This is a genomic window from Micromonospora chalcea (genome assembly GCF_002926165.1).
Taxonomy (GTDB): domain Bacteria; phylum Actinomycetota; class Actinomycetes; order Mycobacteriales; family Micromonosporaceae; genus Micromonospora; species Micromonospora chalcea.
The window spans coordinates 23,578-48,437 of record NZ_MAGP01000116.1 but is presented as its reverse complement, the minus strand read 5'-3'; the positions used below and the strand labels follow the sequence as shown (position 1 = coordinate 48,437).

Annotated in this window: 36 protein-coding genes; 20 read left to right on the top strand and 16 right to left on the bottom strand. The window is 72.9% G+C overall.

Going from position 1 to position 24,860, the window contains the following annotated elements; translation table 11 throughout:
• Positions 1 to 68 precede the first annotated feature (68 nt).
• The 4 genes from BAW75_RS17045 (at position 69) to BAW75_RS17030 (ending at position 4,196) form a co-directional block, all read left to right on the top strand.
• Entirely contained in the window at positions 69 to 1,160 is a 1,092-nt protein-coding gene (locus BAW75_RS17045; protein ID WP_104114233.1) for a winged helix DNA-binding domain-containing protein, read from the top strand.
• Positions 1,161 to 1,175: 15 nt separating this feature from the next.
• Positions 1,176 to 1,691 carry a P-loop nucleotide/nucleoside kinase family protein gene (locus BAW75_RS17040; RefSeq protein ID WP_064446203.1) on the top strand — a complete coding sequence of 172 codons (516 nt, stop codon included), beginning with the start codon at positions 1,176 to 1,178 and terminating at the stop codon, positions 1,689 to 1,691.
• A 19-nt stretch (positions 1,692 to 1,710) separates the two neighbouring features.
• Positions 1,711 to 2,478, top strand: coding sequence for a class I SAM-dependent methyltransferase (locus BAW75_RS17035; protein ID WP_104114232.1), 768 nt, complete (start codon positions 1,711 to 1,713; stop codon positions 2,476 to 2,478).
• A 254-nt stretch (positions 2,479 to 2,732) separates the two neighbouring features.
• Positions 2,733 to 4,196, top strand: a complete 1,464-nt coding sequence (locus BAW75_RS17030; RefSeq protein WP_104114213.1) for a PepSY-associated TM helix domain-containing protein — start codon at positions 2,733 to 2,735, stop codon at positions 4,194 to 4,196.
• 141 nt (positions 4,197 to 4,337) lie between these two features.
• On the opposite strand, the gene BAW75_RS17025 is transcribed toward BAW75_RS17030, so the two are convergent.
• The 3 genes from BAW75_RS17025 to BAW75_RS17015 form a co-directional block, all read right to left on the bottom strand.
• On the bottom strand, positions 4,338 to 4,982 hold the full coding sequence (locus BAW75_RS17025; RefSeq protein ID WP_104114212.1) for an alpha/beta fold hydrolase: 645 nt from the start codon (positions 4,980 to 4,982) through the stop codon (positions 4,338 to 4,340).
• Between the two features lie 39 nt (positions 4,983 to 5,021).
• Complete coding sequence (locus tag BAW75_RS17020; RefSeq protein WP_104114211.1) at positions 5,022 to 5,996, bottom strand: DUF1152 domain-containing protein; 975 nt, start codon at positions 5,994 to 5,996, stop codon at positions 5,022 to 5,024.
• Between the two features lie 73 nt (positions 5,997 to 6,069).
• Positions 6,070 to 6,651, bottom strand: coding sequence for a carboxymuconolactone decarboxylase family protein (locus BAW75_RS17015; RefSeq protein WP_244206159.1), 582 nt, complete (start codon positions 6,649 to 6,651; stop codon positions 6,070 to 6,072).
• A 62-nt stretch (positions 6,652 to 6,713) separates the two neighbouring features.
• Between BAW75_RS17015 and BAW75_RS17010 the strand changes: the two genes are divergently transcribed.
• On the top strand, positions 6,714 to 7,370 hold the full coding sequence (locus BAW75_RS17010; RefSeq protein WP_104114210.1) for an HAD family hydrolase: 657 nt from the start codon (positions 6,714 to 6,716) through the stop codon (positions 7,368 to 7,370).
• Here the strand turns inward: BAW75_RS17010 and BAW75_RS17005 are convergent.
• Positions 7,367 to 8,032, bottom strand: a complete 666-nt coding sequence (locus tag BAW75_RS17005) for an NAD(P)-dependent oxidoreductase (RefSeq protein ID WP_104114209.1) — start codon at positions 8,030 to 8,032, stop codon at positions 7,367 to 7,369. The genes BAW75_RS17010 and BAW75_RS17005 overlap by 4 nt on opposite strands.
• A 60-nt stretch (positions 8,033 to 8,092) precedes the next feature.
• Between BAW75_RS17005 and BAW75_RS17000 the strand changes: the two genes are divergently transcribed.
• Genes BAW75_RS17000 through BAW75_RS16990 form a run of 3 tightly spaced genes read left to right on the top strand, consistent with a single transcriptional unit; the run spans position 8,093 to position 9,560 of the window.
• A complete protein-coding gene (locus BAW75_RS17000; RefSeq protein WP_223201100.1) occupies positions 8,093 to 8,461 on the top strand; it encodes a winged helix-turn-helix transcriptional regulator in 369 nt (122 codons plus the stop codon).
• Between the two features lie 53 nt (positions 8,462 to 8,514).
• On the top strand, positions 8,515 to 8,925 hold the full coding sequence (locus BAW75_RS16995) for a hypothetical protein (protein WP_043330213.1): 411 nt from the start codon (positions 8,515 to 8,517) through the stop codon (positions 8,923 to 8,925).
• A 29-nt stretch (positions 8,926 to 8,954) separates the two neighbouring features.
• Entirely contained in the window at positions 8,955 to 9,560 is a 606-nt protein-coding gene (locus BAW75_RS16990; RefSeq protein WP_104114208.1) for a YdeI/OmpD-associated family protein, read from the top strand.
• A gap of 13 nt (positions 9,561 to 9,573) precedes the next feature.
• On the opposite strand, the gene BAW75_RS16985 is transcribed toward BAW75_RS16990, so the two are convergent.
• Positions 9,574 to 9,744: a hypothetical protein gene (locus tag BAW75_RS16985; RefSeq protein ID WP_233514745.1), complete on the bottom strand. Its 171-nt coding sequence runs from the start codon at positions 9,742 to 9,744 to the stop codon at positions 9,574 to 9,576.
• Positions 9,745 to 9,839: 95 nt separating this feature from the next.
• On the opposite strand from BAW75_RS16985, the gene BAW75_RS16980 reads away from it, so the two are divergent.
• From BAW75_RS16980 to BAW75_RS16960, 4 genes are all read left to right on the top strand, one after another.
• Positions 9,840 to 10,064 (top strand): hypothetical protein, encoded by a 225-nt coding sequence (locus tag BAW75_RS16980; protein WP_064446210.1) that lies wholly within the window; start codon positions 9,840 to 9,842, stop codon positions 10,062 to 10,064.
• Between the two features lie 188 nt (positions 10,065 to 10,252).
• Positions 10,253 to 11,029 carry a hypothetical protein gene (locus BAW75_RS16970; protein WP_244206158.1) on the top strand — a complete coding sequence of 259 codons (777 nt, stop codon included), beginning with the start codon at positions 10,253 to 10,255 and terminating at the stop codon, positions 11,027 to 11,029.
• Positions 11,030 to 11,048: 19 nt separating this feature from the next.
• Positions 11,049 to 11,813: an SAM-dependent methyltransferase gene (locus tag BAW75_RS16965; RefSeq protein ID WP_244206157.1), complete on the top strand. Its 765-nt coding sequence runs from the start codon at positions 11,049 to 11,051 to the stop codon at positions 11,811 to 11,813.
• A 57-nt stretch (positions 11,814 to 11,870) separates the two neighbouring features.
• On the top strand, positions 11,871 to 12,368 hold the full coding sequence (locus tag BAW75_RS16960; protein ID WP_043324678.1) for a YcxB family protein: 498 nt from the start codon (positions 11,871 to 11,873) through the stop codon (positions 12,366 to 12,368).
• Positions 12,369 to 12,452: 84 nt separating this feature from the next.
• Here the strand turns inward: BAW75_RS16960 and BAW75_RS16955 are convergent, their stop codons facing one another.
• Positions 12,453 to 13,859 carry an alpha/beta hydrolase gene (locus tag BAW75_RS16955; protein WP_104114205.1) on the bottom strand — a complete coding sequence of 469 codons (1,407 nt, stop codon included), beginning with the start codon at positions 13,857 to 13,859 and terminating at the stop codon, positions 12,453 to 12,455.
• Between the two features lie 164 nt (positions 13,860 to 14,023).
• Here BAW75_RS16955 and BAW75_RS16950 point away from each other — a divergent pair, with 164 nt between their 5' ends.
• From BAW75_RS16950 to BAW75_RS16940, 3 genes are read left to right on the top strand one after another with little or no spacing between them, the layout of a single operon-like run.
• Positions 14,024 to 14,218, top strand: coding sequence for a helix-hairpin-helix domain-containing protein (locus BAW75_RS16950; RefSeq protein WP_104114204.1), 195 nt, complete (start codon positions 14,024 to 14,026; stop codon positions 14,216 to 14,218).
• Between the two features lie 13 nt (positions 14,219 to 14,231).
• Entirely contained in the window at positions 14,232 to 14,612 is a 381-nt protein-coding gene (locus BAW75_RS16945) for a VOC family protein (protein ID WP_208635263.1), read from the top strand.
• Positions 14,609 to 15,004: a hypothetical protein gene (locus BAW75_RS16940; RefSeq protein WP_104114202.1), complete on the top strand. Its 396-nt coding sequence runs from the start codon at positions 14,609 to 14,611 to the stop codon at positions 15,002 to 15,004. Before BAW75_RS16945 ends, BAW75_RS16940 begins: the two co-directional genes overlap by 4 nt.
• Positions 15,005 to 15,008: 4 nt before the next feature.
• On the opposite strand, the gene BAW75_RS16935 is transcribed toward BAW75_RS16940, so the two are convergent.
• The 3 genes from BAW75_RS16935 to BAW75_RS16925 form a co-directional block, all read right to left on the bottom strand.
• A complete protein-coding gene (locus tag BAW75_RS16935) occupies positions 15,009 to 15,407 on the bottom strand; it encodes a VOC family protein (RefSeq protein WP_104114201.1) in 399 nt (132 codons plus the stop codon).
• A 9-nt stretch (positions 15,408 to 15,416) separates the two neighbouring features.
• Positions 15,417 to 16,205 carry an alpha/beta hydrolase gene (locus tag BAW75_RS16930; RefSeq protein ID WP_104114200.1) on the bottom strand — a complete coding sequence of 263 codons (789 nt, stop codon included), beginning with the start codon at positions 16,203 to 16,205 and terminating at the stop codon, positions 15,417 to 15,419.
• Between the two features lie 190 nt (positions 16,206 to 16,395).
• Positions 16,396 to 16,932 carry a TetR/AcrR family transcriptional regulator gene (locus tag BAW75_RS16925; protein ID WP_104114199.1) on the bottom strand — a complete coding sequence of 179 codons (537 nt, stop codon included), beginning with the start codon at positions 16,930 to 16,932 and terminating at the stop codon, positions 16,396 to 16,398.
• Positions 16,933 to 16,997: 65 nt separating this feature from the next.
• Between BAW75_RS16925 and BAW75_RS16920 the strand changes: the two genes are divergently transcribed.
• Positions 16,998 to 17,402: a nuclear transport factor 2 family protein gene (locus BAW75_RS16920; RefSeq protein ID WP_104114198.1), complete on the top strand. Its 405-nt coding sequence runs from the start codon at positions 16,998 to 17,000 to the stop codon at positions 17,400 to 17,402.
• A gap of 20 nt (positions 17,403 to 17,422) precedes the next feature.
• On the opposite strand, the gene BAW75_RS32355 is transcribed toward BAW75_RS16920, so the two are convergent.
• The 4 genes from BAW75_RS32355 to BAW75_RS16900 all read right to left on the bottom strand — a co-directional run bounded on the left by BAW75_RS32355 (position 17,423) and on the right by BAW75_RS16900 (position 19,993).
• Complete coding sequence (locus BAW75_RS32355) at positions 17,423 to 17,881, bottom strand: hypothetical protein (protein ID WP_104114197.1); 459 nt, start codon at positions 17,879 to 17,881, stop codon at positions 17,423 to 17,425.
• An 80-nt stretch (positions 17,882 to 17,961) separates the two neighbouring features.
• The gene (locus tag BAW75_RS16910; protein ID WP_069090174.1) at positions 17,962 to 18,330 is read right to left on the bottom strand and encodes a YciI family protein; all 369 of its coding nucleotides are present in this window, start codon (positions 18,328 to 18,330) and stop codon (positions 17,962 to 17,964) included.
• 110 nt (positions 18,331 to 18,440) lie between these two features.
• Positions 18,441 to 19,139, bottom strand: coding sequence for a class I SAM-dependent methyltransferase (locus tag BAW75_RS16905; protein ID WP_043324689.1), 699 nt, complete (start codon positions 19,137 to 19,139; stop codon positions 18,441 to 18,443).
• The gene (locus BAW75_RS16900; RefSeq protein WP_104114230.1) at positions 19,136 to 19,993 is read right to left on the bottom strand and encodes a PhzF family phenazine biosynthesis protein; all 858 of its coding nucleotides are present in this window, start codon (positions 19,991 to 19,993) and stop codon (positions 19,136 to 19,138) included. Before BAW75_RS16900 ends, BAW75_RS16905 begins: the two co-directional genes overlap by 4 nt.
• A gap of 72 nt (positions 19,994 to 20,065) precedes the next feature.
• Here BAW75_RS16900 and BAW75_RS16895 point away from each other — a divergent pair, with 72 nt between their 5' ends.
• Positions 20,066 to 20,533: an SAM-dependent methyltransferase gene (locus BAW75_RS16895; RefSeq protein WP_064446222.1), complete on the top strand. Its 468-nt coding sequence runs from the start codon at positions 20,066 to 20,068 to the stop codon at positions 20,531 to 20,533.
• A 15-nt stretch (positions 20,534 to 20,548) separates the two neighbouring features.
• Here the strand turns inward: BAW75_RS16895 and BAW75_RS16890 are convergent, their stop codons facing one another.
• Positions 20,549 to 21,346, bottom strand: coding sequence for an SDR family NAD(P)-dependent oxidoreductase (locus tag BAW75_RS16890; RefSeq protein ID WP_244206156.1), 798 nt, complete (start codon positions 21,344 to 21,346; stop codon positions 20,549 to 20,551).
• Positions 21,347 to 21,423: 77 nt separating this feature from the next.
• Between BAW75_RS16890 and BAW75_RS16885 the strand changes: the two genes are divergently transcribed.
• Entirely contained in the window at positions 21,424 to 21,828 is a 405-nt protein-coding gene (locus BAW75_RS16885) for a winged helix-turn-helix transcriptional regulator (protein WP_104114196.1), read from the top strand.
• 44 nt (positions 21,829 to 21,872) lie between these two features.
• Complete coding sequence (locus BAW75_RS16880; RefSeq protein ID WP_104114195.1) at positions 21,873 to 22,370, top strand: DinB family protein; 498 nt, start codon at positions 21,873 to 21,875, stop codon at positions 22,368 to 22,370.
• Positions 22,371 to 22,379: 9 nt separating this feature from the next.
• Here BAW75_RS16880 and BAW75_RS16875 read toward each other — a convergent pair whose 3' ends face one another.
• Positions 22,380 to 22,745: an MmcQ/YjbR family DNA-binding protein gene (locus BAW75_RS16875; RefSeq protein WP_176722920.1), complete on the bottom strand. Its 366-nt coding sequence runs from the start codon at positions 22,743 to 22,745 to the stop codon at positions 22,380 to 22,382.
• A 150-nt stretch (positions 22,746 to 22,895) separates the two neighbouring features.
• On the opposite strand from BAW75_RS16875, the gene BAW75_RS16870 reads away from it, so the two are divergent.
• Positions 22,896 to 23,489 carry a hypothetical protein gene (locus tag BAW75_RS16870; protein ID WP_146074851.1) on the top strand — a complete coding sequence of 198 codons (594 nt, stop codon included), beginning with the start codon at positions 22,896 to 22,898 and terminating at the stop codon, positions 23,487 to 23,489.
• Positions 23,490 to 23,571: 82 nt separating this feature from the next.
• On the opposite strand, the gene BAW75_RS16865 is transcribed toward BAW75_RS16870, so the two are convergent.
• Positions 23,572 to 24,849, bottom strand: coding sequence for a serine hydrolase domain-containing protein (locus BAW75_RS16865; RefSeq protein WP_104114228.1), 1,278 nt, complete (start codon positions 24,847 to 24,849; stop codon positions 23,572 to 23,574).
• Positions 24,850 to 24,860 lie beyond the last annotated feature (11 nt).

The following is a 24,860-nucleotide window of genomic DNA, read 5'->3' as shown; positions in this document are numbered from 1 at the left end:
GGGCCGGAGACACCCACCGCGTTCCACCGACGGCCGGACGTGTCGGTGCCGGCGCCTACGCTGTGGCGATGGTCGACAGACGTCAGGTGCTGGCCTTCCGCGTGCGCGCCCAGCAGCTCGACCGGGCGCAGGGCTCGCTCGCCGACACCGCCGTGCTCGACATCGGCGTGCAGGACACCGGCCCCGACGGCGGCCGCTGGGCGCTGGCGACGCGCGGGGTCGACGTGACCTCGCTGACCGGTGACGACGTGGTCATGCTCTGGACCGTACGCGGCGCCCCACACCTCTACCGCCGCGCCGACGTGGGCGCGGTGGCCGTCGCGGTCGAGCCGTTCTCCGACGCCGACGCGGGCAAGCGCATCTACGACGCGGCGAAACCGTTGAAGGCCGCCGGCATCGGCATCGTCGCCGCGCTCGACGAGGTGGCCGCCCGGATGCGGGAGATCGTCCGCACGCCGACGGTCAAGGGCGAGGTCTCCGGGCGGCTCGCCGAGGTGATGCCCGAGCCCTACCTGCGGCACTGCCGGCCGTGCGACGCGATCCACCTCTACGAGATGCCGTTCCGGCTCGCCGCCGTACGCGCCGGGCTGGAGCTGCGCCTCGACACGTCACCGCCGGTCCTGGAACGCATCCGCGGGTTCCATCCGGCCGCCGCGCCCGGCGACCGGTTCGAGCTCATCCGCGCCTACCTGCGGCTGCTCGGCCCGGCCACCCCGAAGCACGTCGCCGACTACCTCGACGCCCCGGTCAAGGAGGTCAAGGCCCGCTGGCCGGGCGACGCGGTCGAGGTGAGCGTCGACGGTGAGACGCGCTGGCTGCTCGCCGCCGACGAGGCGGCGCTGGCGTCGGCGGACGCCACGACGACCCGCCTGCTCGGCCCGTTCGACCTGTTCCTCCAGGCGAAGGACCGGGCGACGCTCGTGCCGGACGCGGCCCGCGCCAAGGAGTTGTGGCCGGTGCTGGGCCGCCCTGGCGCCGTGCTGGCCGACGGGGAGCTGGCCGGCACGTGGCGGCCCCGCAAGTCCGGCCGGTCGTTCACCGTCGCCGTCCAGCCGTGGCGAAGGCTCACCGGCAGCACCCGCGACGCGGTGGTCGCGGAGGCCGAGCGCCTCGCCGCGTACCGGGGTGTGCCGCTCGCGGGTGTCGACTTCGCCGCGTGATGGCATCATGATCGCGTGATCGTCTGGCTCAACGGCGCGTTCGGTGCCGGCAAGACGACCACCGCGCGGCTGCTCACGGAGTCGCTTCCGGACGCGCGGCTGTTCGACCCGGAGTTCCTCGGCTCGATGCTCACCGCGTTCGTCACCCCGCCGACCGGCGACTTCCAGGACCTGCCCCTGTGGCGTCACCTCGTCGTGCAGACGGTCACCGGCCTGGACCGGCACCACCCGGGCATCTGGATCGTGCCGATGAGCCTGCTCGTCCCGGCGTACCGCGCGGAGATCCTCGGCGGCATCCGCGCCGCGGGCGTCGACGTCCGCGAGGTCGTGCTCACGCTCCCCGAGGACCGGTTGCGGGCCCGGATCGACGCCGACCAGGTCGAGTCCGGCGCGCGCGGCTGGCGGCACGACCACGTCGCCCGGGCGCTGGACACGTTCGCGTCGGTGACCGACGCCCACCTGATCGACGCCACCGTCCCGCCCGAGCAGGTGGCCGACGCCGTCGCCGCGCACGTCACGGGCGCAGCCTGATCGTGGGAGGATGCTCGGCATGCCGGATCGCGCGTTGAGCTTCGGAGCGGCGGCGCAGGCGTACGAGCGGTTCCGGCCCGGCTACCCCGAGGAGCTTGCCGACCTGGTGCTGGCGTACGCGGACCGGCCGGTCCGGACCGCCCTGGAGATCGGCGCCGGGACCGGCAAGGCCACCCGGCTGTTCGCGCGGCGCGGCATCGCGGTCACCGCCACCGACCCGGATTCCGCGATGCTCGCCGAACTGCGCCGGCACGTCCCGGCCGGGGTGCGGGTCCGGCAGGCCGCGTTCGAGCAGTTGCGCGCCGGCGAGCACCACGACCTGGTGTACGCGGCGGCGGCGCTGCACTGGACCGACCCGGCGGGCCGGTGGGAGCGGGTCGCTGGGCTGCTCGTGCCCGGTGGTGTGTTCGCCTCGTTCGGCGGGCCGCTGCGGCTGGCCGACCCGGCGCTGCGCGACGGGGTGGCCGCGGCCCGAGCCGAGTTCATCGCCGACGACGAGATCCCGTCGCCGGACGGGACGCCACCGGAAGCCGGCATGCAGTGGCCCGGCACGGAGCTGCGCGCCTCCGAGTGGTTCACCGACGTACGCCAGTCGGAGATCGCGCGGCGGATCACGATGAGTGCCGACGACTTCGTCGGTCTGCTGTCGACCGTCTCGGCCTACCTCGAACTGCCGCCACATGTCCGTGAGCAGGTGTTCCGCCGCGTCCGGGATGTACTGCCCGGCACGGTCGAGGTCACCGCGGACGTCACGGTCCACCTGGCGCGGCGGACGTCGCAGCCCTGATCAACCGGCACCGGGTGATCCCTTGACGGCACCCTGGCGCGAGTCGGCCCGCCACGGCGCCCCTTCGCCGCCGTCGGCACGCGGAGGCGTCCTGGCACCGCGCCGGACGACAACCCGAAGATCTACGCGGACGAGGGAACTTCCTGACACACCTGACCGACTACTCGATCGGGACACGGCAGCCGGGCAGCCCACGGCTCGACGGGCACGAGCCACCCCGAACCAAAAGCCGATATTTTCGATCGGAGTAGTCGATGTCCGTCACCGAACTGTCCGGCGACCCCGCGCCGGACACCTCCACCGCCGCGCCGGCCGCTCGGCCGGGCCGCCAGCCCACGCCGTTCGCCGCGCTGCTGACCCGGCTTCATTTCTACGCCGGCATCCTGGTTGCCCCGTTCCTGCTGGTCGCCGCCCTGACCGGCCTGGCGTACACCATCACCCCGCAGCTGGACCAGGCCCTCTACGGCGACCGGCTGACCGTGGCCACCGTCGGTGACCAGCCGAAGACCCTCGCCCAACAGGTCACCGCCGCGCGGGCGGCGCACCCCGACGGCACCATCGCCGCCGTGGTGCCCGGCACCGGCGACCGGACCACCCAGGTGGTGTTCTCGCTCGAGGAACTCGGCGACAAGCAGCACACCGTCTATGTCGACCCGTACACCGGCGAGGTGACCGGGCGGCTCACCACCTGGTTCGGCTCCACCCCCGCCACCACCTGGCTCGACGACCTGCACCGCAACCTGCATCTCGGCGAGGTCGGGCGGCACTACTCCGAGATCGCCGCCAGCTGGTTGTGGGTTCTCGTTCTCGGCGGGGTAGTCCTGTGGTGGCGCCGCCGCAGCGCCACCCGCGCCCGGACGACACACCTGCTCGTACCGGACCTGACCGCCCGCAAGGGAGTTCGCCGTACCCGGGGCTGGCACGCCACCACCGGTGTCTGGCTCGCGGTCGGCCTGCTGTTCCTCTCCGCCACCGGCTTGACCTGGTCCCGGTACGCCGGCGCGAACTTCAGCACCGGCCTGGACACCCTGCGCGCCGGCACTCCGGAACTCTCCACCACCGTCGACGGCGTGGCCCCGCCCGCGGGCGGCGGTGAGCATCAGCACGGTGGCGCGGCGACCGGCACGGCGGACAATCCGGCGTCCTACGACAATGTGCTGGCCTCCGCGCGCAGCGCCGGACTCTCGGGACCGGTGGAGATCAGCCCCGCCGCGGAGCCCGGCCTGGCCTGGACCGTCGCCCAGGTCGACAACGCCTGGCCGGTCGCGAAGGATCGAATCGCCGTCGAGCCCACCACCGGCGCGGTCACCGCCCGCAGCGACTTCGCCGACTGGCCGCTGCTCGCGCAGCTCAGCAGCCTCGGCATCCAAGCCCACATGGGAATCCTGTTCGGGCCGATCAACCAGATCCTGCTCGCGGCGCTCGCTCTCGGTCTGCTCTGCGTCATCGTCTGGGGCTACCGCATGTGGTGGCAGCGCCGCCCCACCCGCGCCGGCCGTCGCGCCCCGCTCGGCTCACCGCCCGCCCGAGGTGGCCTCCGCGGGCTCCCGTGGTGGGCGCTGCTGCTCGGCGTACCGGTCACCCTGGCACTCGGCTGGGCACTGCCCTGGTTCGGCGTCACCCTGCTCGGCTTCCTCGTCGTCGATCTCGTCCTCGGCCTGCTCGCGCGTCGGCGCCGCCGGCCCCTACCCGTCTCACCCGCGCCGGCCGGCAGCTGACCCCGGCGGCTATCCGGCCGTCACCGCCTCGGAGAGACCGGACAGCCGCCGTGAACCCTCAGTCGCGGATCCGCACGGCGCCTCGCCCCTCCTGATCAGCATGTCGTCGGGAGGGGCCGGACGGATCACGGCGAGGCGGGATCAGGACACCAGGTAGGCAGTCAGCCGGTCGGCGAGCGGGCCCGGGCGGCTGAGCGCTACCGCGTGGCCGCCGTCGATCTCGTCCGGCACCACGCCGAGCCGGTCGGCGGCCACCCGGCGCTGGAAGTCGGCGGGAAAGAACCGGTCGTCGCGGCCGATGAGCACCCTCGTCGGCACGGCCGGCCAGGCGGCGAGCGGCCACGGCTCGTCCCACTCCGCGCTGACCTGCTCCCGGCCGTGCGCGGGCGCCTCGGCGACGATCCCGGCCGGCACGCCGTTGTAGAACTGCTGTTCCTCGCTGAGCCCGTCCGGCTCGCGGTAGCCGGTGTTGCCCCACCAGTCCCCCGGCTTCTCGCCGGGCCGCGGAATCATCGGGGTGAGCAGGACCAGGAGGCGCACCGGCAACCGGTCGGCGACCAGCGGTGCGGTGAACGCGCCGTACGAGTGCCCGACCACTACGAGGTCGTCCCGGTTGCCGACGGCGTCGATCACCGCCTGGCGGAAGTCGGTGAACCCCGCCGACCTGTCTCCGATCGGCAGCTCCGGCACCACCGCGTCGTGACCCCGGGCGGCCAGCTCGGGAACCAGCAGGTGCCAGTCCCACGCGCTGCCCCCGCCGCCGTGGATGAGCACGAACGTCGTCATGCCCGGACCCTCCCACACCGGTACGACAAGCCGTGATTGTCAGTGCGGATACGCCCGGGGCACGCGGGCGGCCCGCAGCTCGTCGCGGAACGCCTCGATGCGGGTGATGACCTGGCGCCGCCCGATCGTGTTCTCGATCCGGTCAAGGTAGAGACAGCGGGCGGCGAGCCGGGGCAGGTCGACCGAGAAGTAGATCGCCATCAGGGGGTTGACGAACAGGTCGCCGTCGCCGGTGCGCCGACTGAACCGTACGTCTCCGAACGCGCCGCCGGTGGCGGCGGCGATCTGCCCCTGGACGATGCTCGGCCGGTGCGGGGTGGCGGCCTGGGCCTGCGCGACCGCCTCTCGGTAGAGCACCGCCTCACGGCTGGAGCCGGGAATGGACAGCGCGCCGAGGTAGCCGCCCTCCCGGTCGAGGGCGGCCAGGTTCTCCAGCACCTCGACGTGGTTGACGCCGTCGTGCGCGTCGATGCCGAAACCGAGGCTGCTCACCAACCGGATCGGCACGTCCAGCCCGGCCACGGCGGCCAGGCTGGTGATGTCCTCCACCGGGGTGCCCAGGCCGCTCTCGTCGCCGCGCAACAGGATGTCGGTGCCGCCGTCGACGAGCACGATCGCGTCGACGTCGAGCCGGTCGACCAGGTGCCGGTACGCCTCGCGCAGCGTCTGCACGCCCAGCGGCGGGAAGGCGTACACGGTCGACGGCAGGTCCCGGCCCGCCAGCCAGCGGGCCAGGTGCCCCTCCGGGAAGTACCAGTCGGGGCTGAGGGTGTCCGGCCGGATCGCCGCGACGTGCTCGTCCACCCACACCTGCCGGTCGAGCAGTTCCAGCTCCGAGAAGGAGAGGCTGGCCAGGTGCACCCGCTTGCCGGCCTGCCACAGGGCCAGGGCCAGCGGCAGGCCGGCGTAGACGTCGAAGCCGCCACCGGCGCCGGCGATCAGGACGTCGTTCGCCGGAGCCAGTGCGGCGAACAACGGCGGAACGGCCAACGTGTACGCGGCGGTGTCGGTCACCAGATGATGATCTCCGCTCGCGTTCGGGCTCGCTGCCCCGTGGCCGGCCGGTCGAGGGCCGGGACCCGCTCGTTCAGGCCGGGCGGCCGAACGTGACCGCCTCCCGGACCAGCTCCGGCGCGTTCTCCACCAGTTGCGCGTCCGGCCGCGCGCCGAGCGCGTCGTTCACTGTGGAGAAGGCGAGCCGGAAAGCGATCAGCGTGGTGGCCTCGAAGATCTCCCGGTCGTTCAGGCCGGCGTCGCGCAGGCGTTGCGTGTCGGCCTCGGTGGTGGCGTTCGGGTCCGTCACGACCCGGCGGGACCAGTCGGCCAGCGCCGTCTCCCGCTCGGACAGGGCCGCCTCGTCGCCGCGCAGCACCGCGGCGGCGGTCTCCTCGTCGCTCATCCCGGCCAGCCGCACGCCCCAGGCCAGCGAGCAGTACGAGTCGCCCCGCACGGCGGCGGTGGCGGCGACCAGCACCGCCACCTCACGCGCGGACAGCGTGGACGCGGACAGCAGTTCGGCGCGCGTGTTCTGGAACGACATCAGCACGTCGGGTCGCCAGCACCAGACGCGGGTGAGGTTGTTGACGTAGCCGTCGGAGGAGAGGTCGTCCTCGTACGCGGCTTTCGCCGCCGGGCTCTGCGGCGGTTCGGGGAGGAAGGCGGCGCTCATGCGGGCAGTCTGCGCCACCCGGGCGCCCCCCACTGGCTGATCAACGACAGTACGATCCGCTGATGATCCGGGCGGTCTTCTTCGACGTGGGCGGGACGATCCTCGACGAGACGCGCGAGTTCGCGACGTGGGCGGACTGGCTGGGCGTACCCCGGCACACGTTCTCCGCGGTCTTCGGCGCGGTGATCGCCCGAGGGCTGGACTACCAGGAGGTGTTCCGGGCGTTCCGGCCGGACTTCGACCTCACCGCCGAACTCGCCCGCCGGATCGCGGCCGGTGACCCGGAGTCCTTCGGCGAGGAGGATCTGTACCCGGACGCGCGGGCGTGCCTGACCGCCCTGAAGGACCAGGGTCTGCGCGTCGGCCTGGCCGGCAACGTGCCGGAGCACGCCGAGGCGACGCTGCGGACGCTGGACCTGCCGGTGGACGTGATCGGCACGTCGGCGGCCTGGGGCGTGTCGAAGCCCGCGCCGGAGTTCTTCGACCGGGTGGTCCGCGAGAGCGGCGGCGACGCGGCGGCGATCCTGTACGTCGGTGACCGGCCGGACAACGACGCCGCGCCCGCGATGGCCGCCGGCATGTCGGCGTGCCTGATCCGGCGCGGACCGTGGGGGCACATCCTCGACATGCCGGACGTGGCCGACCGGTGCCTGTTCCGCATCGACTCGCTGCACGAGCTGCCGGACCTGGTGGCGCGGCACAATGCGGCGGGCGGCTAGGCCGGGGCGTCACCGGTCACGGAGACCCGCGTCCGATGGTGGCGCGGCGACTCGATCTCGTCGACCACCGCCACCGCCAGATCGGCGTACGACAGGGGCGCCGACGCCGGGGCGCGCTCGCCGCCGAGGCGGTACCGGCCGGTGCGGGTACCGGCCACGTCCAGCGCGGCGGGTGGGGTGAGCACCAGCCAGTCGACTGTGGTGTCCGCCGCGCGGAGCCGGTCCAGGCCGGCGGCGTGGCTGAGCGCGAACGGCCGCAGCTCGGCGGGCAGCACGGCCGGGTCGTCGTAGAGGGGCCGGCCGTGCGCGTCGATCAGGGTGGCGAACAGGCCGATCGCCACGAGCCGGGGCACGTCCGCGCGGGCCAGGCCGTGCAGCAGCGCGTCGGCTGCCCGGACGAAGAACTCCGGATCGAGGCCGGCGGCGGCGAGCGCGTCCGGCCCGGACGCCGGGCTGACCGCGTGGACGACGGCGTCGTGCCCGTACCCGATGGAGGTGACCGTCTCCGGGTCGGTGACGTCGCCGCGTACCGCGGAGGTGAGGTCGGGATGGCGGGCGGGGTCGCGGACGACGGCGGTGACGCGGTGGCCGCGGCGGTGGGCCTCGGCGGTGCCGGCGCGGCCGGCCCGGCCGCCCGCGCCGAAGACGGCGATGCTGGTCATGGCGCGACGGTAGGACGCGGGGTGCCGGTTACCGCAACGGTACCGGGTTACGCTCGGGCGGTGACGCCGCTCGATCCGGACATGTTCCACCCCGCCTGTCCGTCGCGGATGATGCCGTTGCAGATCGGCGACAAGTGGACCGCGATGGTGGTGCTGTGCCTGGAGCACGGGCCGCGCCGGTTCACCGAGTTGCGGGCGCCGCTGCGCACGATCACGCCGAAGGTGCTGGCCGAGACGTTGCGGGCGATGGAACGCGACGGCCTGGTCACGCGGACCGCCTACGACGAGAACCCGCCGCGCGTGGAGTACGCGCTGACGCCGCTGGGGCGAAGCCTGCTGACGCTGGTCGCGGCCGCCCGGTCGTGGAGCGAGGCGCACCTGGACGAGTTGCTGGCGGCCCGCCGGTCGCACGATTCGCGGACGTCGTGACGGCGCCGGCCGGCACCGGGCGTGGCGGACTGCGGAGGTTCGTTGCGAACGTGATGACGAACGTGCTCGCGAACCTCATCGCGGCGGCGATCATCTACGTGCTCGCCGCGGCCGCCGGGCTGCTCCCCCGCGACCCGGCGCTGATCCTCGCGGCGTTGTTACTCGTCGGCCTCGCCGCTGCCATGATCCTGATCTTCCTGATCAGTACGAACGCCTTCGCCGACAAGGAGGACATCCTCGGCGGGTGGATGGCGATCTCCCTCGGTGCGCCGATCCTGACCGCGGCCGTGGCGTACGCGTTCCGTGAGGGCGATCCGGCGGCGGGGGTCGCGGGCGGGCTGATGGGCGCGGGGCTCACCGGCGCAGGCGTGGCTTTGCTGGTGGCCGGACGGCGGCTGCGGCGGGCGGCCGATCCGTCGCCCGACGGCGAGCAGCAGGCGGCTGAGCCGCACGCCCGGCCTTAACGTCGTACCCGTGGCATAGCCTTCCGGCCATGGGAACCGCCGAGCTGGACGAGCTGATCGTGCCCGACGCGGAGGCGCTGCGCGCGTGGTTGTCCGCCCACCACGACACGTCGCCCGGCGTCTGGCTCGCCCTGACCCGCAAGGGCGGCACGCTCACCACACTGACCTGGCAGCAGGCGGTCGACGAGGCGTTGTGCTTCGGCTGGATCGACGGGCAGGCCCGCAAGCGTGACCACGAGAGCTCCTGGATCCGGTTCACCCCGCGCCGGGCCCGCAGCTCCTGGTCGCAGCGCAACGTCGCGCACGTGGCCCGGCTGGAGGAGCAGGGGCGGATGACACCCGCCGGCCGCGCGGCGGTGGAGGCCGCGAAGGCGGACGGCCGGTGGGCGGCGGCGTACGCTCCTCCGTCGGAGGCCGAGCTGCCGGCCGACCTGCTCGCCGCCGTCGCCGCCGAGGCCGCCGCCCAAGCCATGCTCGACGTCCTCACCAGCGCCAACAGGTTCGCGCTCATCCACCGGCTGAACGCGGTCAAGCGCGCGGAGACCCGGGAACGCAAGATCGGTGAGTTCGTCGCCATGCTGGCCCGCCACGAGACGTTCCACCCGCAGAAGGCGAAGCCGCCGGCCACGCCGTGACCCGCGTCCCGGCTCACGAGTGGTCCCGGACGAACGCGCGCAGGAGCGCGGCGCACTCGGCCGCGTGGGTCTCCAGCAGCAGGTGGCCGCCGTCGAAGAGGTGCGCGTCCATCCGGGTCCAGCGCGCGATGCTACGCGAGCACCTGTCCACGTCGAAGTAGGCGTCGTGCCGGCCCCACAGCACGAGCGCCGGGGGTTGGTGGGCGCTGTGGTACTCGGCGACCGGCGGGTCTGACCGGGCGTACGCTCGAACGAGCCGACGGTGGGAGGTCGCCCGCGATGATCCCGTTGCTGATCCTGCTCGGGCTTCTCCTCGGACGCTGGTGGCGGTTGTCGCTCGTCGCCGCCGCGCTGGGCTGGCCGGTCCTGCTGGTCGCGACCGGCGTGACGGACGTCGGCGCGGGGCTGCTCGGCGCGGCCGTGCTCGCCGCCGCGAACACCGGTGCCGGCGTGCTGCTCCATCAGGGGGCCCGCCTGGCGATCCGCAGGCTTCGGGCGTCCTGAGCCGGGCCGGTGCGCTACACGGCACCGCCGGTGTTGCGGATCATCCGCCGGAGCACCTTGAGGGTGGTGACGTAGTCGGCGTCGTCGACGCCGTCGTGGATGCGGGCCCGGATCCCCGGCGCGCGCGTCGCGGGTCAGCCAGCCGCGAGGGACATCGCGTTCCGGTCGGCCCGGGCATGATGAGGCGCATGCGGGTAGCGATGGCGACCGACGCGGGACATCCCGGCCGTGCCAATGAGGACTTCGCCGGCGCCGTACCGTGCGGGTTGGTCCTGGTCGACGGCGCGGGCGGCATCACCGGCGCGCACGAGGTCTGCCACCACGGCATCGCCTGGTACGCGACCCGGCTCGGCGGCGCGCTGCTCGGCGCGCTGGCGCAGGAGCGGAGCCTGCGCGACGTGCTGGCCGAGGGCATCGAGTGGGTCACCGACCAGCACCGCGACACCTGCGACGTCGCGCACCCGATCAGCCCGTTCGCCGCGGTGGCGATGCTGCGGTTCTCCGGCGGGACTGTCGAGCACCTGGTCCTCGGTGACGCGGTCGCGCTGGTCGGCCGGGCGGCCGGTGATCCCGTCGTCGCCCACGATCCGCGTGAGGTGGTGATCGCCCGAGCCTTCGAGGAGCGGCTGACGGACGTGCCGGAGGGCGGCGACGAGTACCGGCGGCTGCTGGTGGAGCTGCGGTCCCGCCGCAACAGCCCCGGCGGCTTCTGGGTCGCCAAGGACGACCCGACGGTGGTGGCTGAGGCGGTCACCGGCGAGTGCCCGGCCCACGACGTGACCGGCGCGGCGCTGCTCAGCAACGGTGCGAGCCGTCTCGTGGACACGTTCGGCCTGACCGACTGGCCGGGGCTGTTGCGCCTGCTGGAGACCGCCGGCCCGGCCGAGGTCATCGCCCGGGTTCGGGCGGCGGAGGCAACCGGGGGCGTCGCCACCGACGACGCGACGATCATCTGCCGCGCCTGACCGGCACGACAATCCGGCTGTGCTCGTGTTGACTGCGGCGATGGACCGTCAACGGCTCAGCAGCATCGCGCACTCGCACCACCCGATCGCGGCGCCGCTCTCCGGCGTCAACGTCAACCGGCTGCTGCGCCGGGCCGGTCGCCGGCCGGCGGCCCGGATCCTCGACCTGGGCTGCGGCGAGGCCGCGTGGGCGTTGCAGGCCCTCGCCCATTATCCGGACGGGCACGCCGACGGCGTGGACCTCAACCCGTACGCGCTGGAACGCGCCACGGAGGCCGCCGCCGTGCGCGGCCTCGCCGACCGGCTCACGCTGCACGAGCGCGACGCCCGGTCGTACGTGCCGGACGGCGACTACGACCTGGTGCTCTGTGTCGGGTCGACGCACGCGTTCGGCGGGTTCGGCGAGACGCTGGAACTGGCCGGGCGGCACGTGAACGCCGACGGCGTCCTGATGGTGGGCGAGGGATTCTGGCAGGTGCCGCCGACGCCGCAGGCGCTGGCGGCGCTGGGCGCGAAACCCGACGACCACACCGACCTCGCCGGTCTGGTCGCGGCCGCCGAGCAGGCCGGCTGGACCCCGGTGTACGCGCACGTCAGCGACGCCGCCGAGTGGGACGACTACGAGTGGTCGTGGACCGGTTCGCTGACCGAGTGGGCACTGGACAACCCGGGTCACCCGGATGCCGCCGGCGCGCTCGGCGTCGGCCGGGAGCACCGGGACCAGTGGCTGCGCGGATACCGCGGCGTGCTGGGGTTCGTGACGCTGGTGCTGCGCCGGATCTGACCGGCTACCGGCGCGGGTCCGGCCCGGGACAGGCGGGCGGGGCACTATCGTTCGGGCGTGCAGATCCGTTTCGCCGTACCGGCCGACCCCGCCTATCCGGCCCGCGTGGCCGCCGCGCTGGCCGCCGCCCGGCTGCGCCGCTTCGGCTACATCGGCGCGGCCCTCGCCGCGATCGGGGTGATCGGCTGGATCGCCTCGCAGGCGTCGGAGCGGGGCGGCCGCTTCGCGTCGCTGTGGACCGCGTTGATCGTGGCCGGCGTGCTGTCGATGCTGTACGCGCCGTGGGTGCGCTGGCGGGCCCGGCGCCGGTCCGGCGGCTACGCGGTCGAGGGCGGCTACGACATCGACGACCGCAACATCATGATGCGCAGCGGTTCGGAGTCCGGCGGCATCGCCTGGGACGGCGTCGAGCGGGTCACCGAGACCCCGGATTTCTGGATCGTGTACGTGGGACGGATGCCGGCCACGGTGATCCCCCGGTGGCTGATGTCCGCCGAGGACGCCGGGACGCTGCGCGCCTTCATGGCCGGACGCGGACTGCTCGGCGACCGTTGACGAGGTTCTGATCGGCTGTACGTGTTGCGTCGCCGGCCTGTCCGGCGGTCGCGTCAACCTGCCGCACCGGCGGTCCCGCAGCGGTCAGCTCGCCGGGCATCGTGTGCCCGGGGCGGGCACGGTCAGGTCGACGAGGTACCGGTCCACCACCGCGGTCGTGCAGTCGGTGCGCTGGTAGGTGCCGTGGCCCCAGCCCTCGTAGGTGACCAGGCGTCCGTGCCGGCCGAGTTGCCGGGCGACGTTCACGGCCCAGGCGTAGCCGGTCCGGGGATCGTGCCGGGCGTTGAGCAGCAGCAGCGGCGTGCGGGTGCGCACGTTCAGCTCGTGCGGCGGGTTGCGGACCGGGGACGGCCAGCCCAGGCACGTCTGCACGGCCAGCAGGCCGGCGCCGTACCGGACGTCCGGGGCGACGGCCCGGGCGTCCCGGACCACGCCGGCGTACGCGGCGTAGTCGCGTACCTGCGCCGGCCAGTCCGCGCAGAACGCCGCGACGGAGACCGGGAGATTCACCTCCGGTGGCGGCGTACCGGCGGCCATGTCCCGCACGATCACCGCGAGTTGCGGCCAACGCGGACCGGCGAGCAGGCCGAGCGCCACAGCGGTGACGTCGAAGGCGGTACGGGGGGCGTACTCGCCCCGGTCCGCGCGGGCCAGCGCCTGCGCCCAGACCGCCCGCACGTCGCGTGCGTGGAGCACGCACTCCGGCGACCTGTCGCACCAGGACACGAACTCGTCGAACGAGTCCTGCAACGCGGCGGCCTGCGTCCGCACGAAGGAGCGCACGTCGAGGCTGTGGTCGAACACGCCCTCCAGCACGACGGCCCGCACGCGGCCGGGATACCGCTCGGCGTACTGCTGGCCCAGCAGCGTGCCGTACGAGCTGCCGTGGAAGGACAGCTGCCGCTCCCCCAGCGCCCGCCGAAACGCGTCGAGGTCACGGACGGTGCTGAGCGTGTCGGCGTGGTCGAACAACGGGCTGGTCGGACGACACCTGCGCCACAGCGCCTGGTTGTAGGCCACCGCGGCGTCGAAGTCGGCCTGGCCGGTCAGCGGGACGGCCGGCTTGCGCAGCGCCGGATCCGGGGCGCAGACGGGCGCGGCGGTGCGGGCGACCGTACGCGGGTCGAAGCTGACCAGGTCGAACCGGTCCAGCAACTCGCCGCTGAACCGGTCGCCCTTGCGGATCCGTTCCACTCCCGAGTCGCCGGGGCCGCCCGGCCCGAACACCAGCGTGCCCACCCGCTGCTCCGGCAGGCGCGCGGACCGGCGTGCCACGGCGAGGTCGACCGTCGGACCGTACGGCCGGGCCCAGTCCACCGGCACCCGCAGTCGGGCGCACCGCACGCGTTCATCCGGCGGGACGTCCGGCAGGTCGTCGGCGCACTCGCTCCACACGAGCCGCTGCGGCGGAAGCCCGGCGCGCGCCGCGCCGGGCAGTCCCGCCAGGACGGTGAGCGCGGCCAGAGCGACGGCCACGGTACGTCGGAACACGGCACCTCCCGGTGTCTTGGATGCCTGTCGATTCTTCAGCGGCGTCCCACCCGAGTCCCATACGGAAACGCCCCGAGATGCCCGTCGGGTCTTTCCCCCATTCCGTCCCTGACGGGCCGAAGGACGGGCAGGCGAGCCGCACCGTGGCGGTCTAGCATCGGGCGATGACGTCGTCCCTGGACCGCCTGCCGAAGATCAGCGCGCCGGCCACGCGGGCGCTGACCGCGGCCGGCTACACCACGCTGCGCCGGCTCGCCGGTGTACCGCGCGCGGAGCTGGCCCGCCTGCACGGCATGGGACCGAAGGCGCTGGGCGTCGTCGAGGCCGCCCTCGCCGAGCACGACCTGCGGCAGAGCTGACGAGGTGATCGCGATGCCGCTCGGCAGACTCCACCACCTGATCGTCGACTGCCCGGACCCGATGGCCGAGGCACGCTTCTGGAGCGCGGTCCTCGGCGACCCGGTCACGTACGCGGACGACGATTTCGCCGTGGTGTCGGCCGGTACGGCGGCGTCCGGGCTGGCGTTCCAGCGCGTCGCCGACCTGGTTGCGCCGACGTGGCCGGATCCGGCGGTGCCGCAGCAGATGCACCTCGACGTGATGGTCGACGACCAGGAGGCGGTGGGTACGGCGGTGCTCGCGCTCGGGGCGCGGCGGCTGGCGGGCGACCACGTGTACGCCGACCCGGCCGGTCACCCGTTCTGTCTGATCCCGCGCCCGACCTGGGCGCCGCCGGTCGGCGGGCTCGCGTGACCGACGACCGACGCGTACGCCGGGTCCGCCCATACCACTGGGGTGCCGTCTACCTCAGCGACGCCCTCTGCGAGACCGACTTCGACATCGACTTCCACGCCGGGGACGCGCCGGTGTTCGCCACGACGCACCACGTCGCGGTCGTGGTCGCCTCCGCCGCCGTGGCGGACGAGGGAGAGGCAGATGTCACCCTCGACATCCGGGTGACGTCGCAGCGCGTCACGGGGCACCCGCACGAGGTGACACTGGACGTCCCGTCCGGGCGGCTCTACGTCGGCGACGCCGACGACAACGACGAGATCGAGTTGGCGCCGGGCCGCTGGCTGCTGCAGTTCGCCGTGGACGACGCGACGGAGGCCCGGCACGTCGAGCTGGTGGTGTCACCGCTCTGACCGGTCACGGCCTCTCCTGGTAGGAGATGAACTCCAGCAGGCTTCCGTCCGGGTCGCGGAAGTAGACGCTGGTCCCGGTGCCACCGGCGCCGACCCGCCGGACCGGTCCGGTCTCCACCTCGACGTCGTGCCGCCGCAGGTGCGCCACCGCCTCCTCGATCGGCCCGGCCCAGACGAAACAGATGTCGCTGTTGCCCGGACGGACGGGAACCCGGGCCACGTTGCCGCCGAGGTCGAGACCCGGCCCGTGCACGCTCAACCGGTGGGGGCCGATCCGGAAGGCGACGCGGTCGCCGCCGACGCCGATCACCTCGGCGCCGACGACGTCGCGATAGAAGTCGGTGGCGGCCCGCCAGTCGGACACGGCGATGACGACGTGGTCCAGTCCGGTCACGGGCGCCATGCGATCACCCTACGGACCGGACGGCGTCCCCTTCCCCGGATCCGCCGAGACCGCCACCGGCGGGCCCGCCTTCAGGTGCCGGGCGAAGAACCGGTTCGCGGCGTCCCCCTCGAACCACGGCACGCCGGTGTGCCCGCCCATGTTGGCGTGCAGCGTCTTCTCCGACGAGCCGAAGGCGTCGAACAGGTCCAGCGCCATCCGCCGGTCGTTGCCCTCGTCGTCCCACTGCAACAGGACGTGCAGCGGAATGGTGACCCGCCGGGCCTCCTCGATGATGGCGCGCGGCACGAAGCTTCCGGCGAACAGGAGCGCGGCCACGATGCGCGCCGCGACCACCGCCAGCCGTACGCCGATCGAGATCACCCCGCCGGCGTACCCGACCGGGCCGCCGACCTCGGGCAGCGCGAGGAGCGCGTCCAGCGCGGCCCGGCACTCCGGTACCGCCTCCTCCACCAGCGGCAGGACGAGCCGGTCGACCACCTCGTCGGCGACCCGCTCGCCGGCTGCCAGTGCCCGGCGCAGGTCGGCGCGGGCCTGCTCGGCGGCGGCGGACGCGGGCCGGTCGCCACCGCCGGGCAGTTCGATGGTGGCGGCGGCGAAGCCCTGTTCGACGCAGCCCTGCGCCCGGGCCGCCAGGCGGGGATACATCCGGCGCAGTCCGCCGGGGTGGCCGAGCAGGATCAGCGGGGCCGGCGCCGACGTGGAGGCGGGCGCCCACAGGATGCCCGGGATCTCGCCGAGGGTGAACTCGCGTTCGCGGACGCCGTCGGCGAGGCGCTGTTCGGACGTGAAGCGCATGGTCGTGCCTTTCGGGAGTGCGACGGCGCTCCCGGACGACCTATCGCCCGGCCGTGACCCCCGAGGGGAGCACCCATGTCGATACTGCGGTCACGGGTACCACCTCCCTCGTTCTCCGGCACGGCCACCGGCAAGGTAACAGCGCTCGCCGGGCGGGCCAACCGGTTTATCGCGGTGTGATCCCGGACCGTCAGCCGCGCTCGAAGCCGGCGAAGACGACCGCCAGCGTCCGGGCTTGCAGGTGCTCGTCCCATCCGCCGTGCAGCGCGCCCTGGCACATGCCGGTGAGCAGCGCCATCACCTCGGGTAGCCGTACCGAGTCGGCGACGGTTCCGTCGGCCTGGGCCTGTTGCAGCAGCCTGCCCATCGCCTCCTCCAGGTGACCTACCGCATCCGGGAGCCGGATGTCCACGCCGGATCCGGCGAGCAGTTCGACTGCCGTCTTCTTCGCGGCGGCCTGGGCCACCGTGCGTCTGAAGAAACCGAAGAGGTCGTGTCGTCCCGCCTCCTCGGTGAGCTGTGCGAGCAGTCGCTTCATGAGCGCGGCGAGCAGGTCCTCCTTGGTGGGGAAATGACGGAAGACCGTGCCGATGGCAACGCCGGCCCGGCGGGCCACCTCCTCGGTGGAGGCGCGGGCGCCGAACTCGGCGAAGACCGCCTCGGCGGCGTCCAGGATGCGTGCCCGGTTGCGTTGCGCGTCGGCGCGCAGGGGCGGACCCTCTACCAAAGTGAGTCTCCACTCATTATTCTGTCATACAAGTCGAGTCACGACTCATTATCGCGGAGGCCGACGTGACACCACAGCAGATCTTCGAGAGCATGCGCGCCAAGTGGCTGGCGAACCTGCCCACCTTCGAGGCCGATTCGCTGGCCGACGACGTGGTGATCGAGACGCCCTTCGCCGCGCCCGGCCACCCGACCCGCACCGAGGGGAAGCAGTCCGTTCTCGAGTACACGCGAGCGGGCCGGGCGTCGTTCCCGGTGCGGTTCGACGAGTGCCGCGGCGTGGTCGTACACGAGACCGCCGATCCCGAGGTGATCGTGGTCGAGTACGAGCTCGTCGGCACGCACACGGTGACCGGGGTGACCGCGTCCGCGCCGTTCATCGGGGTGTTGCGGACCCGGGACGGCAAGCTGGCCCACTGGCGCGAATATCAGCACACACTCGCCATCGCCGGGGCCGCCGGCCCGGCATGAGCCGGCATCAGCGCCGCGGCTCAGGTGGTCGGTGTCGGCGACGGGGCGAACGGCCACGGCTGCGGCCCGAACAGCGCCGTGCACGCGGACAGGAGCCCGCGCTGCGCCTCGGCCATACGGGCGTCGACCGGGCCGGTGTCCTCGTTCGGGTCGTTGCGGACGAACATGTCCCCGGATTCCTTCGCCGCCACCGCCAGCCGTTCGCCGGCGTCCCGGACGCCCGGGTCGGCCGCCTTGCGGGCACGCATGGCGATCGGCGAGTTCGAGGTGAAGCGGACGTCCTGCTGCTCGACCACCCGGGCCACCATGTTGCACGCACCGGCCGCGACCTTGTCCGCGGGCGCGGTCGAGCCGGCCTGAGGAGCGGCCGAGGCCGACGCGGACGACGACGGGGTGGCGGACGTCGACGGCGTGGGTTCCGCGGGCGCACACGCGGAGACGACGAACAGCAGGGAGAGCGCGGCGAGTTCACGTTTCACCGCACGAGGCTAGCGATCATGGTAGGCATGGCCTCCGTCCGGGTGCCCCGCCCACCGTCGTCGCGTCGACATCGGACCGGTCAGCGGCCCGCCGCGCGGAGCATCGCCTCCGTCTCGGGGTCGGGCATGACCTCCCGGACCTCCTGGGCGCAGCGGCACGAGACGGCGATCTTGGCGGCCCACTTCAGCGCCTCGTCGCGTGAGGCCACGTCGAGGACCACGAACCCGCCGATGACCTCCTTGGTCTCCGGGAACGGCCCGTCGGTGACCACCCCGTCCGTGCCGACGATGCTCGCCTGCTGACGTTCGAGCCCGGTGCCGTACACGAACACGCCCGCGTTCACGGCCTCCTGGATGACCGCGTGCGCGTCCTTGCCCACCTGGGGGATCTCCTCCGCGGGGATGTGGTCCATCGCGCCGTCGTTGAACGAGATCAGGTACCGCGGCATGCCATGACTCCCTTGTCCGGGCGGCGGTCCGGCCGCCTCTCACCCGTCCTACGAACGAGCCGACCCGGATCCGACGTTATACGCCGCTCGACGTTATGCGCCGCTCGGATTCAGTGCGCTTCGAGAACGAAGAAGATGAAGCAGAGGAAGGCCGTACGGCCGTCGAGTTCCGGGGGCAGCAGCTCGCGCGGCGTGTCGGGCGAGAACGGCGGTTCGCTGATCACCGAGAGCCGGAAACCCGCGTCGGTGAACGCCGCCGTCATCGCGTGCAGCGGCCGGTGCCAGTAGGTGAGCGTGGCGCGCTGCCCGTCGAAGTCGTACTCCTCTGACCAGCTCGCGACGGCGAAGTAGTCGGCGTCCGGGAACGCCACCTCGTACCCGATCGGATGGTTCACCGACACCAGGAGCCGGCCGCCGGGACGCAGCACACGGCGCAGCTCGGCCAACGGCGCGGTCCAGTCCTCCAAGTAGTGCAGCACCAGCGACACGATCACGTCGTCGAACGCGCCGTCGGCGAGCGGCAGCGGCGCGCCCAGGTCGGCCACCAGCAGCGTCGCGTCCCCGCCGAGCCGCTCGCGGGCCAGCTCGACCATCGCCGGGCTGCCGTCGAAGCCGGTCACGACGGCCCCGCGCGCGGCGAGCGCCTCGGACAGCGGGGCGGTGCCACAGCCCGCGTCGAGGATCCGGCGGCCCCGCACGTCCCCGGCGAGTTCCAGCATCGCGGGCCGCTCGTAGTAGGCGTTGAACAGGCTGGACTCGTTCTCCGCGGCGTACCGCTCGGCGAAGCCGTCGTAGTGGTCCGGCCTCACCGGGCCGCCTCAGCGGGTGGAATGGGCACGGCGGTGCCGGTCACCGCGATCCCGGCGCCGGGATCGGCGGGGATGCCGACGGTGAGCAGGCTCGGGCGGCCCATGTCCTCGCCCTGCCGCACGGTGACTGTGGCGGGCGGCCGCACCAGGCCCATCTCGCGCAGGTAACCGCCGAACGCGGCGGCCGCCGCGCCGGTCGCGGCATCCTCGACCACGCCGCCGGGCGGGAACGGATTGCGCGCGTGGAACACCAGCGGGGACTCGCGATGCACCAGGTCGATCGTCGTCCAGTCCCGCTCGGCCATGAGCGCGCTCAGCGCCGCCATGTCGTAGTCCAGGTCCGCCAGGCGCTGCCGGGTCGCGGCGGCCACGATCGGATGCCAGGCCCCGGCGTACGCGACACGCGGCGGCAGCGTCGCGTCGAGATCGTCCGGCGACCAGCGCAACGCGGCGAGCAGCGCCGCCAGGTCGTCCGCGCCCAGCGGTACGGTGCGCGGCGCGACGCTGGTGAGCGTGGCGGTGGTGGTGCCGTCGGCCTGCGCGCTCGTGGCGACCTCGACCAGTCCGGCGCGGGTGTCCAGGTGCAGCGCGCCGGGGCCGTGCCGCTGCGCGTACGCGACCGCGGACGCGATCGTCGCGTGCCCGCAGAACGGCACTTCCGCCTTCGGGCTGAAGTAGCGCACCGTGAACCGCCCGCCCTCGCCGGGCAGGAGGAACGCCGTCTCGGAGTAGCCTACCTGCGCCGCCACCTGCTGCATCTCCGCGTCATCCACCCCGGTGGCGTCGAGCACGACACCGGCCGGGTTGCCGCCGGCCGGGTCGGCGGTGAACGCCGCGTATCGGAGAACGTCCATGATCATGAGCCTAGCGCCGGTGGTCCGGCTCGTGGGCCCCCGTGACGAGCCGCGCGGAACTACTCTCCGGGCATGCCCAGCTTCGAGATCACCCCCATCGGTACGGTCCGCAACGACCGGACGGACATCCAGCACAGCGACAACTGGGGCGCCGTCCGCAGCACGATCGTCGTCGACGAGCGCTTCGGCGAGGCGTGCCTGCAGGGCCTGGAGGAGTTCTCGCACGTGGAGGTCGTGTTCGTCTTCGACCGGTTCCCGGACGGCGGCGACCACCGCGAACCCCGCCCCTACCGGGGCCGGGCCGACCTGCCGCCGATGGGCGTGTTCGCCGGCCGTGGTCCCCGCCGGCCGAACCGGATCGGCGTGACGTGCTGCCGCATCGAGTCGGTCCACGGCCGGGAACTGACGGTGGTGGGCCTCGACGCGGTGTCCGGCACGCCGGTCATCGACCTGAAGCCGGTGCTGGTGGAGTTCGTCCCCACGAACGTCCGGCAGCCGGAGTGGGTCAGCAGCATGATGTCCGACTACTTCCGGCCGTAGCGTCGGCGCGGCGCCTCACCACAGCAGCCTCTCCGTGAGGTCCATCAACCGCTCGGCGTCATGAGGGTCGAGGGTCGGGAAACCGGGCGGAAGTTGCTTCCCCCGGTCGACGGCGGTCACCGGCGCGGTCGGCGGCGCGTCCAGGAACCGGTGAATCGGCGCCACCGCGTCCGCGACGGACCGGGCGGCGACCGCCGCCGCCACCGCGAGCAGCCCCCGTACCACGAGCGGGAGCGCGCTACGGTCACCGCTCCTGGTGAACCCGGGATGGTAGAGCACGTATCGGGCGCGGCTACCGGACCGCTGGGCGAAGCCCACGCCGAGCAGGTCGTTGGCCCGCCCGGCCTGCAACTGGGCGGCGACGGCCGAGTAGCCCTCCCTCATCTGCGGATCGGCCCAGCGCACCTCGCCTCTCGTGACCCCGACACCGGCGACGTTCACGATCACCGGCGCGACCGCCCGGTCCAGGGCCGGACGCAGACCGAAACTGAGCAGGTAGCGGCTGACGTAGTAGAGCGCGAACGTACGCTCCAGTCCCTCCACCGTCTCGATGCGACGCGGCGTCACCGCATTGGCGAACAGCGTCAACGCGTCCACGACCTGGTGCTCGCCGAGGATGTGCTCGATGACCTGCCGCGTCTCGGCCGTGCTGGACAGGTCGACGGGAAGGAAGGCGATCAGGCCGCCGGCCATCGCTTCGCCACGTGCACGGCTGCGGCCGAGCACCAGGACACGGTCGCCACGTTCGGCCCGCCCCAGGGCGAACGCACGCCCCATTCCGTTCGTGCCGCCACTGACCACCACGACGCCCACGTCGCCCCCTTATCGTGTGCTCATCGACCTGCCCCATCCTGGGCAGCAGGCCGGCGGAGGCGAAAGAAGGCACTTTCATGTCCACAGGTGACACCGATGTGAGTGCCTCGCTGCTCGATCATCGGCTGCCGGTGCCGGTTCCGGCCGGCGAGTACGACCGCTGTCCGGTCACTGACCTGCTGCGGCGGGTGAGCGACAAGTGGACGCTGTTGCTGGTCACCCTGCTCGGCCGGCATCCGCACCGGTTCAACGAGTTGCACCGCGCCGTGGAGGGCATCAGCCCGCGCATGCTCAGCCGGACACTGCGTGCGCTGGAAAGCGACGGCCTGGTCGAGCGTGAGGTGTTTCCGACGGTGCCGCCGGGCGTCGAGTACCGGCTGACGCCACTCGGTGTCAGCCTTCTGGAGCCGCTTTCCGCGCTGGCCGACTGGGCGGTCGCTCACCACGCCGAGATCGTCGCGGTTCGTCAGCGACCCGCCTGATACACCCCGCGCTCATCCGGCCGCCGATCTGGAATGCTGCGTCCATGCCGTCCTTCCCGCCCACCTTCTCCGCCGAAGTCGTCGCGCAGCCGGTCCAGGCCCAGTTCGAGGCGTTTCTCGACGAACACCGCGACGCGCTCGACCGCTGCCTGGACGGACTGACCGAGGAACAGGCGCGCCGATCGTTGGTGGCCTCCCGCACCACGCTGCTGGGTCTGGTGAAGCACGCCACCTTCGTCGAGAAGGTCTGGTTCGACGAAGCCGTCACGGGTCGGTCTCGCGCCGAGATCGGCATCCCGGAGCGGTCGGAGGACTCGTTCCTCCTCGACGACGGCGACACGATCGCCGGGGTCCGGCAGGCCTACCGCGACGCTCGGGACGCGTCACGCCGGGCGACCTCCACGCGAGGTCTGGACGACATGCTCACCGGGCACCGACGGGGCCCCCTTCCGCTGCGGTGGGTGTATCTCCACGTCCTGCGCGAGCTCGCCCAGCACTGCGGGCACGCGGACATCCTCCGGGAACAGATCCTCGACGGATAGCGTGCGGGGTCACGCGCCGGGTTCACCGGTGAGCGAGCCGGGGGCACGCATCCGCCACGCGTCGGTGACCAATTCCGTCAGACGCTCGACGCCGACGCGCGCCAGCCGCAGCATGACCAGGGGCAACCCGTCGTACGCGGGGGTGGTGAAGAAGAGGTCGGGCTCGCCGAGGAGCAGGGCCTGTTTCTCCGCCTCGTCGCCCACGTACAGCACAGCGATGTCGGTGCGGATGCGCCGCGGCTTCCCGGGCGTGCGCTCCGGATAGGACCAGACGAACCCCTTGCCGGCGACCCGGAAGTCGAAGCCGTCACTGTCGATCTCGACCACGTCGGGCAGCGACAACGCCACCCGACGCACGTCGTCCGCGTCAACCATGACGGTCACCCCGGGACCCCGCCTTCCGCACCGGCACAGCCTAGCCACCGCGCCGCCCCGCAGCAGTCAGGTCCGGGCTGCGGCGCCTTGCCGCCGGGTGCGATGGTCGTGGCGGACACCGAAGCGTCTCGGCTGCGGGGGTGGAGCGACGTGAGTACCGACATCTGGGGTGGGGTGGAGATCCGGCCGCACGGTACGGGTTCGCCGTGGGAGCTGGCCGACATCAGCCTGCGGGAGGTCTCCACCAACTACGACGCCTTCGGCTTGCTGTTCGGTGTGCGCAACTTCGCCGGGTTCGAGCCGGTCGCACCCGGCCGTGGCCTGCCGGACGACGTCAGCGCGAGCCTGCGCGCTCGTCACTTCACCGAACGCCATCACGACCCCACCTGGGTGTCGTGGGCGGAGGTGGCACGCATCGACTGGAGCGCGCCATCGCCCCGGGTGGACGACCGGATCCACGTGTACGACCTGACCGCCGAAGGACCGCGCTACCGGAGCAAGGCCACCCGGCACGGGCGAGCCTGGCGCGAGGTAGCCGGCGAGCACGCGGATCACCGGGGCAGCAGTTACCCGGAGGGCACCGAATGGCGCTCGGGAAACGTGATGTGGCGGGTGGAGCGCCTGTCCAACAGCGATGCGCTGCAGCGTGACCCGGCGCTGCGCGCGGTGCTGGAAGGCATGCGCGAGCTGGCCGAACGGCACGGCGAGGACAACGTACGACTCGTCGTCTGGTTCGACAGCTGACGCCTACCCGTACAGGTGCACGCGGTGGTCGGCCTGCCCCGGGGCCAGCGTGAACAGCCGCTCCGACGCCGACGGGCGCGCCTCAGCCGCCGCCGGGCGGATCGATGTGCTGGCCCGTGACGGCCTCGACCTCGCGCAGGCAGATCTCCAGCAGCGGCATGTCGTCGTAGTTGCTCAGGACGACACCGACCCACCCGGTGTCCGGGTAGATGGTCCAGTTCGCACCGACGCCGCCGGCCCCGCCGCCGCGTCCGATCACCCACTGCCCGCCGATGATCGAAACCGGCATCGTGTACGCCTCGAAGGACGTCGGTTCGGGGCCGGGAAGTCTGGCCCCGGCGAACAGGTCGGCGTACGGCCGGTCGAGCAGCGTGCCGTCGCGTAGCGCGTGCGCGAACCGGACCAGGTCCGGCGCGGTGGCGAAGCCGTCGCCCGAGGCGTAACCGATGAAGCCGCGGCCCGGATTCCGGCCCCGGATGGGCGGGCTCACGCTGCCCTTGTCCAGGTTGCGGACAGCGTCGACCCGGCTGCCGTCGGCCTGACGCATGTACGGATGCGCGATGCGCCTGTCGGTGAGCCACTGCTCCCTCGTGTAGAACGCCGAGCGGGTCATGCGGGCGCGGCCGAAGACGTGCTCGTGCACGTAGTCCCAGAACGTCATGCCGGAGACGGCCTCCACGATCTGCGCGGCGATGGCGAGGCTCACACCTCCACCGGGTAGATGGCCGTTGGATCCCGCGCCGGGCACTCCCACCAGGGTTGCCTGCCGGGCCCACTGCTCGCCGTACTCGTACACCTCGTCGCGGCTGTGGAAGACACGACGCCAGTCGGGCATCGGCGCGTCCACGCCGGAGGTGCCGGTGAGCAGGTGGTGGATGGTGACCTGCTCGGCGATGCCGGTAGCCAGGCCCTCCAGGTGGGTGCCCACCGTGTCCGACAGCGCGATCCGGCCCTGCTGCACCAGCTGGAGGATCGCCACCGACAGGAACGGCTGGCTCGCCGAGGAGAGGTTGAACGCGATGTCCTCGTGGTTGCGGATGCCCCTGGCCCGGTCGGCCATGCCGTAGCTGCGGGACAACACCGTCCGACCCTGGTAGGACGGCAGCACCACGCCGGAGAACCTGTCCTGCGCGGCCAGTTCCGCCACGAACCGGTCGTAGGCGCCGCCGGGCCGGGTGTCCCGCGGAATCCGGCCGTGCCCGGGCGCCTGGGGCCCGCCGGGGCCGGCCGAACCAGGGGCGGCGTGGGCCGATCCGGCACCCAGCAACGGCGCGCCGGCCGCGAGCCCGGCGGTCGCCAGCCCACCCCACCCCAGCAGCCGCCGCCGGTCGACACCACCACGTACGGAGTCCACGTCCATGATCACAGTCC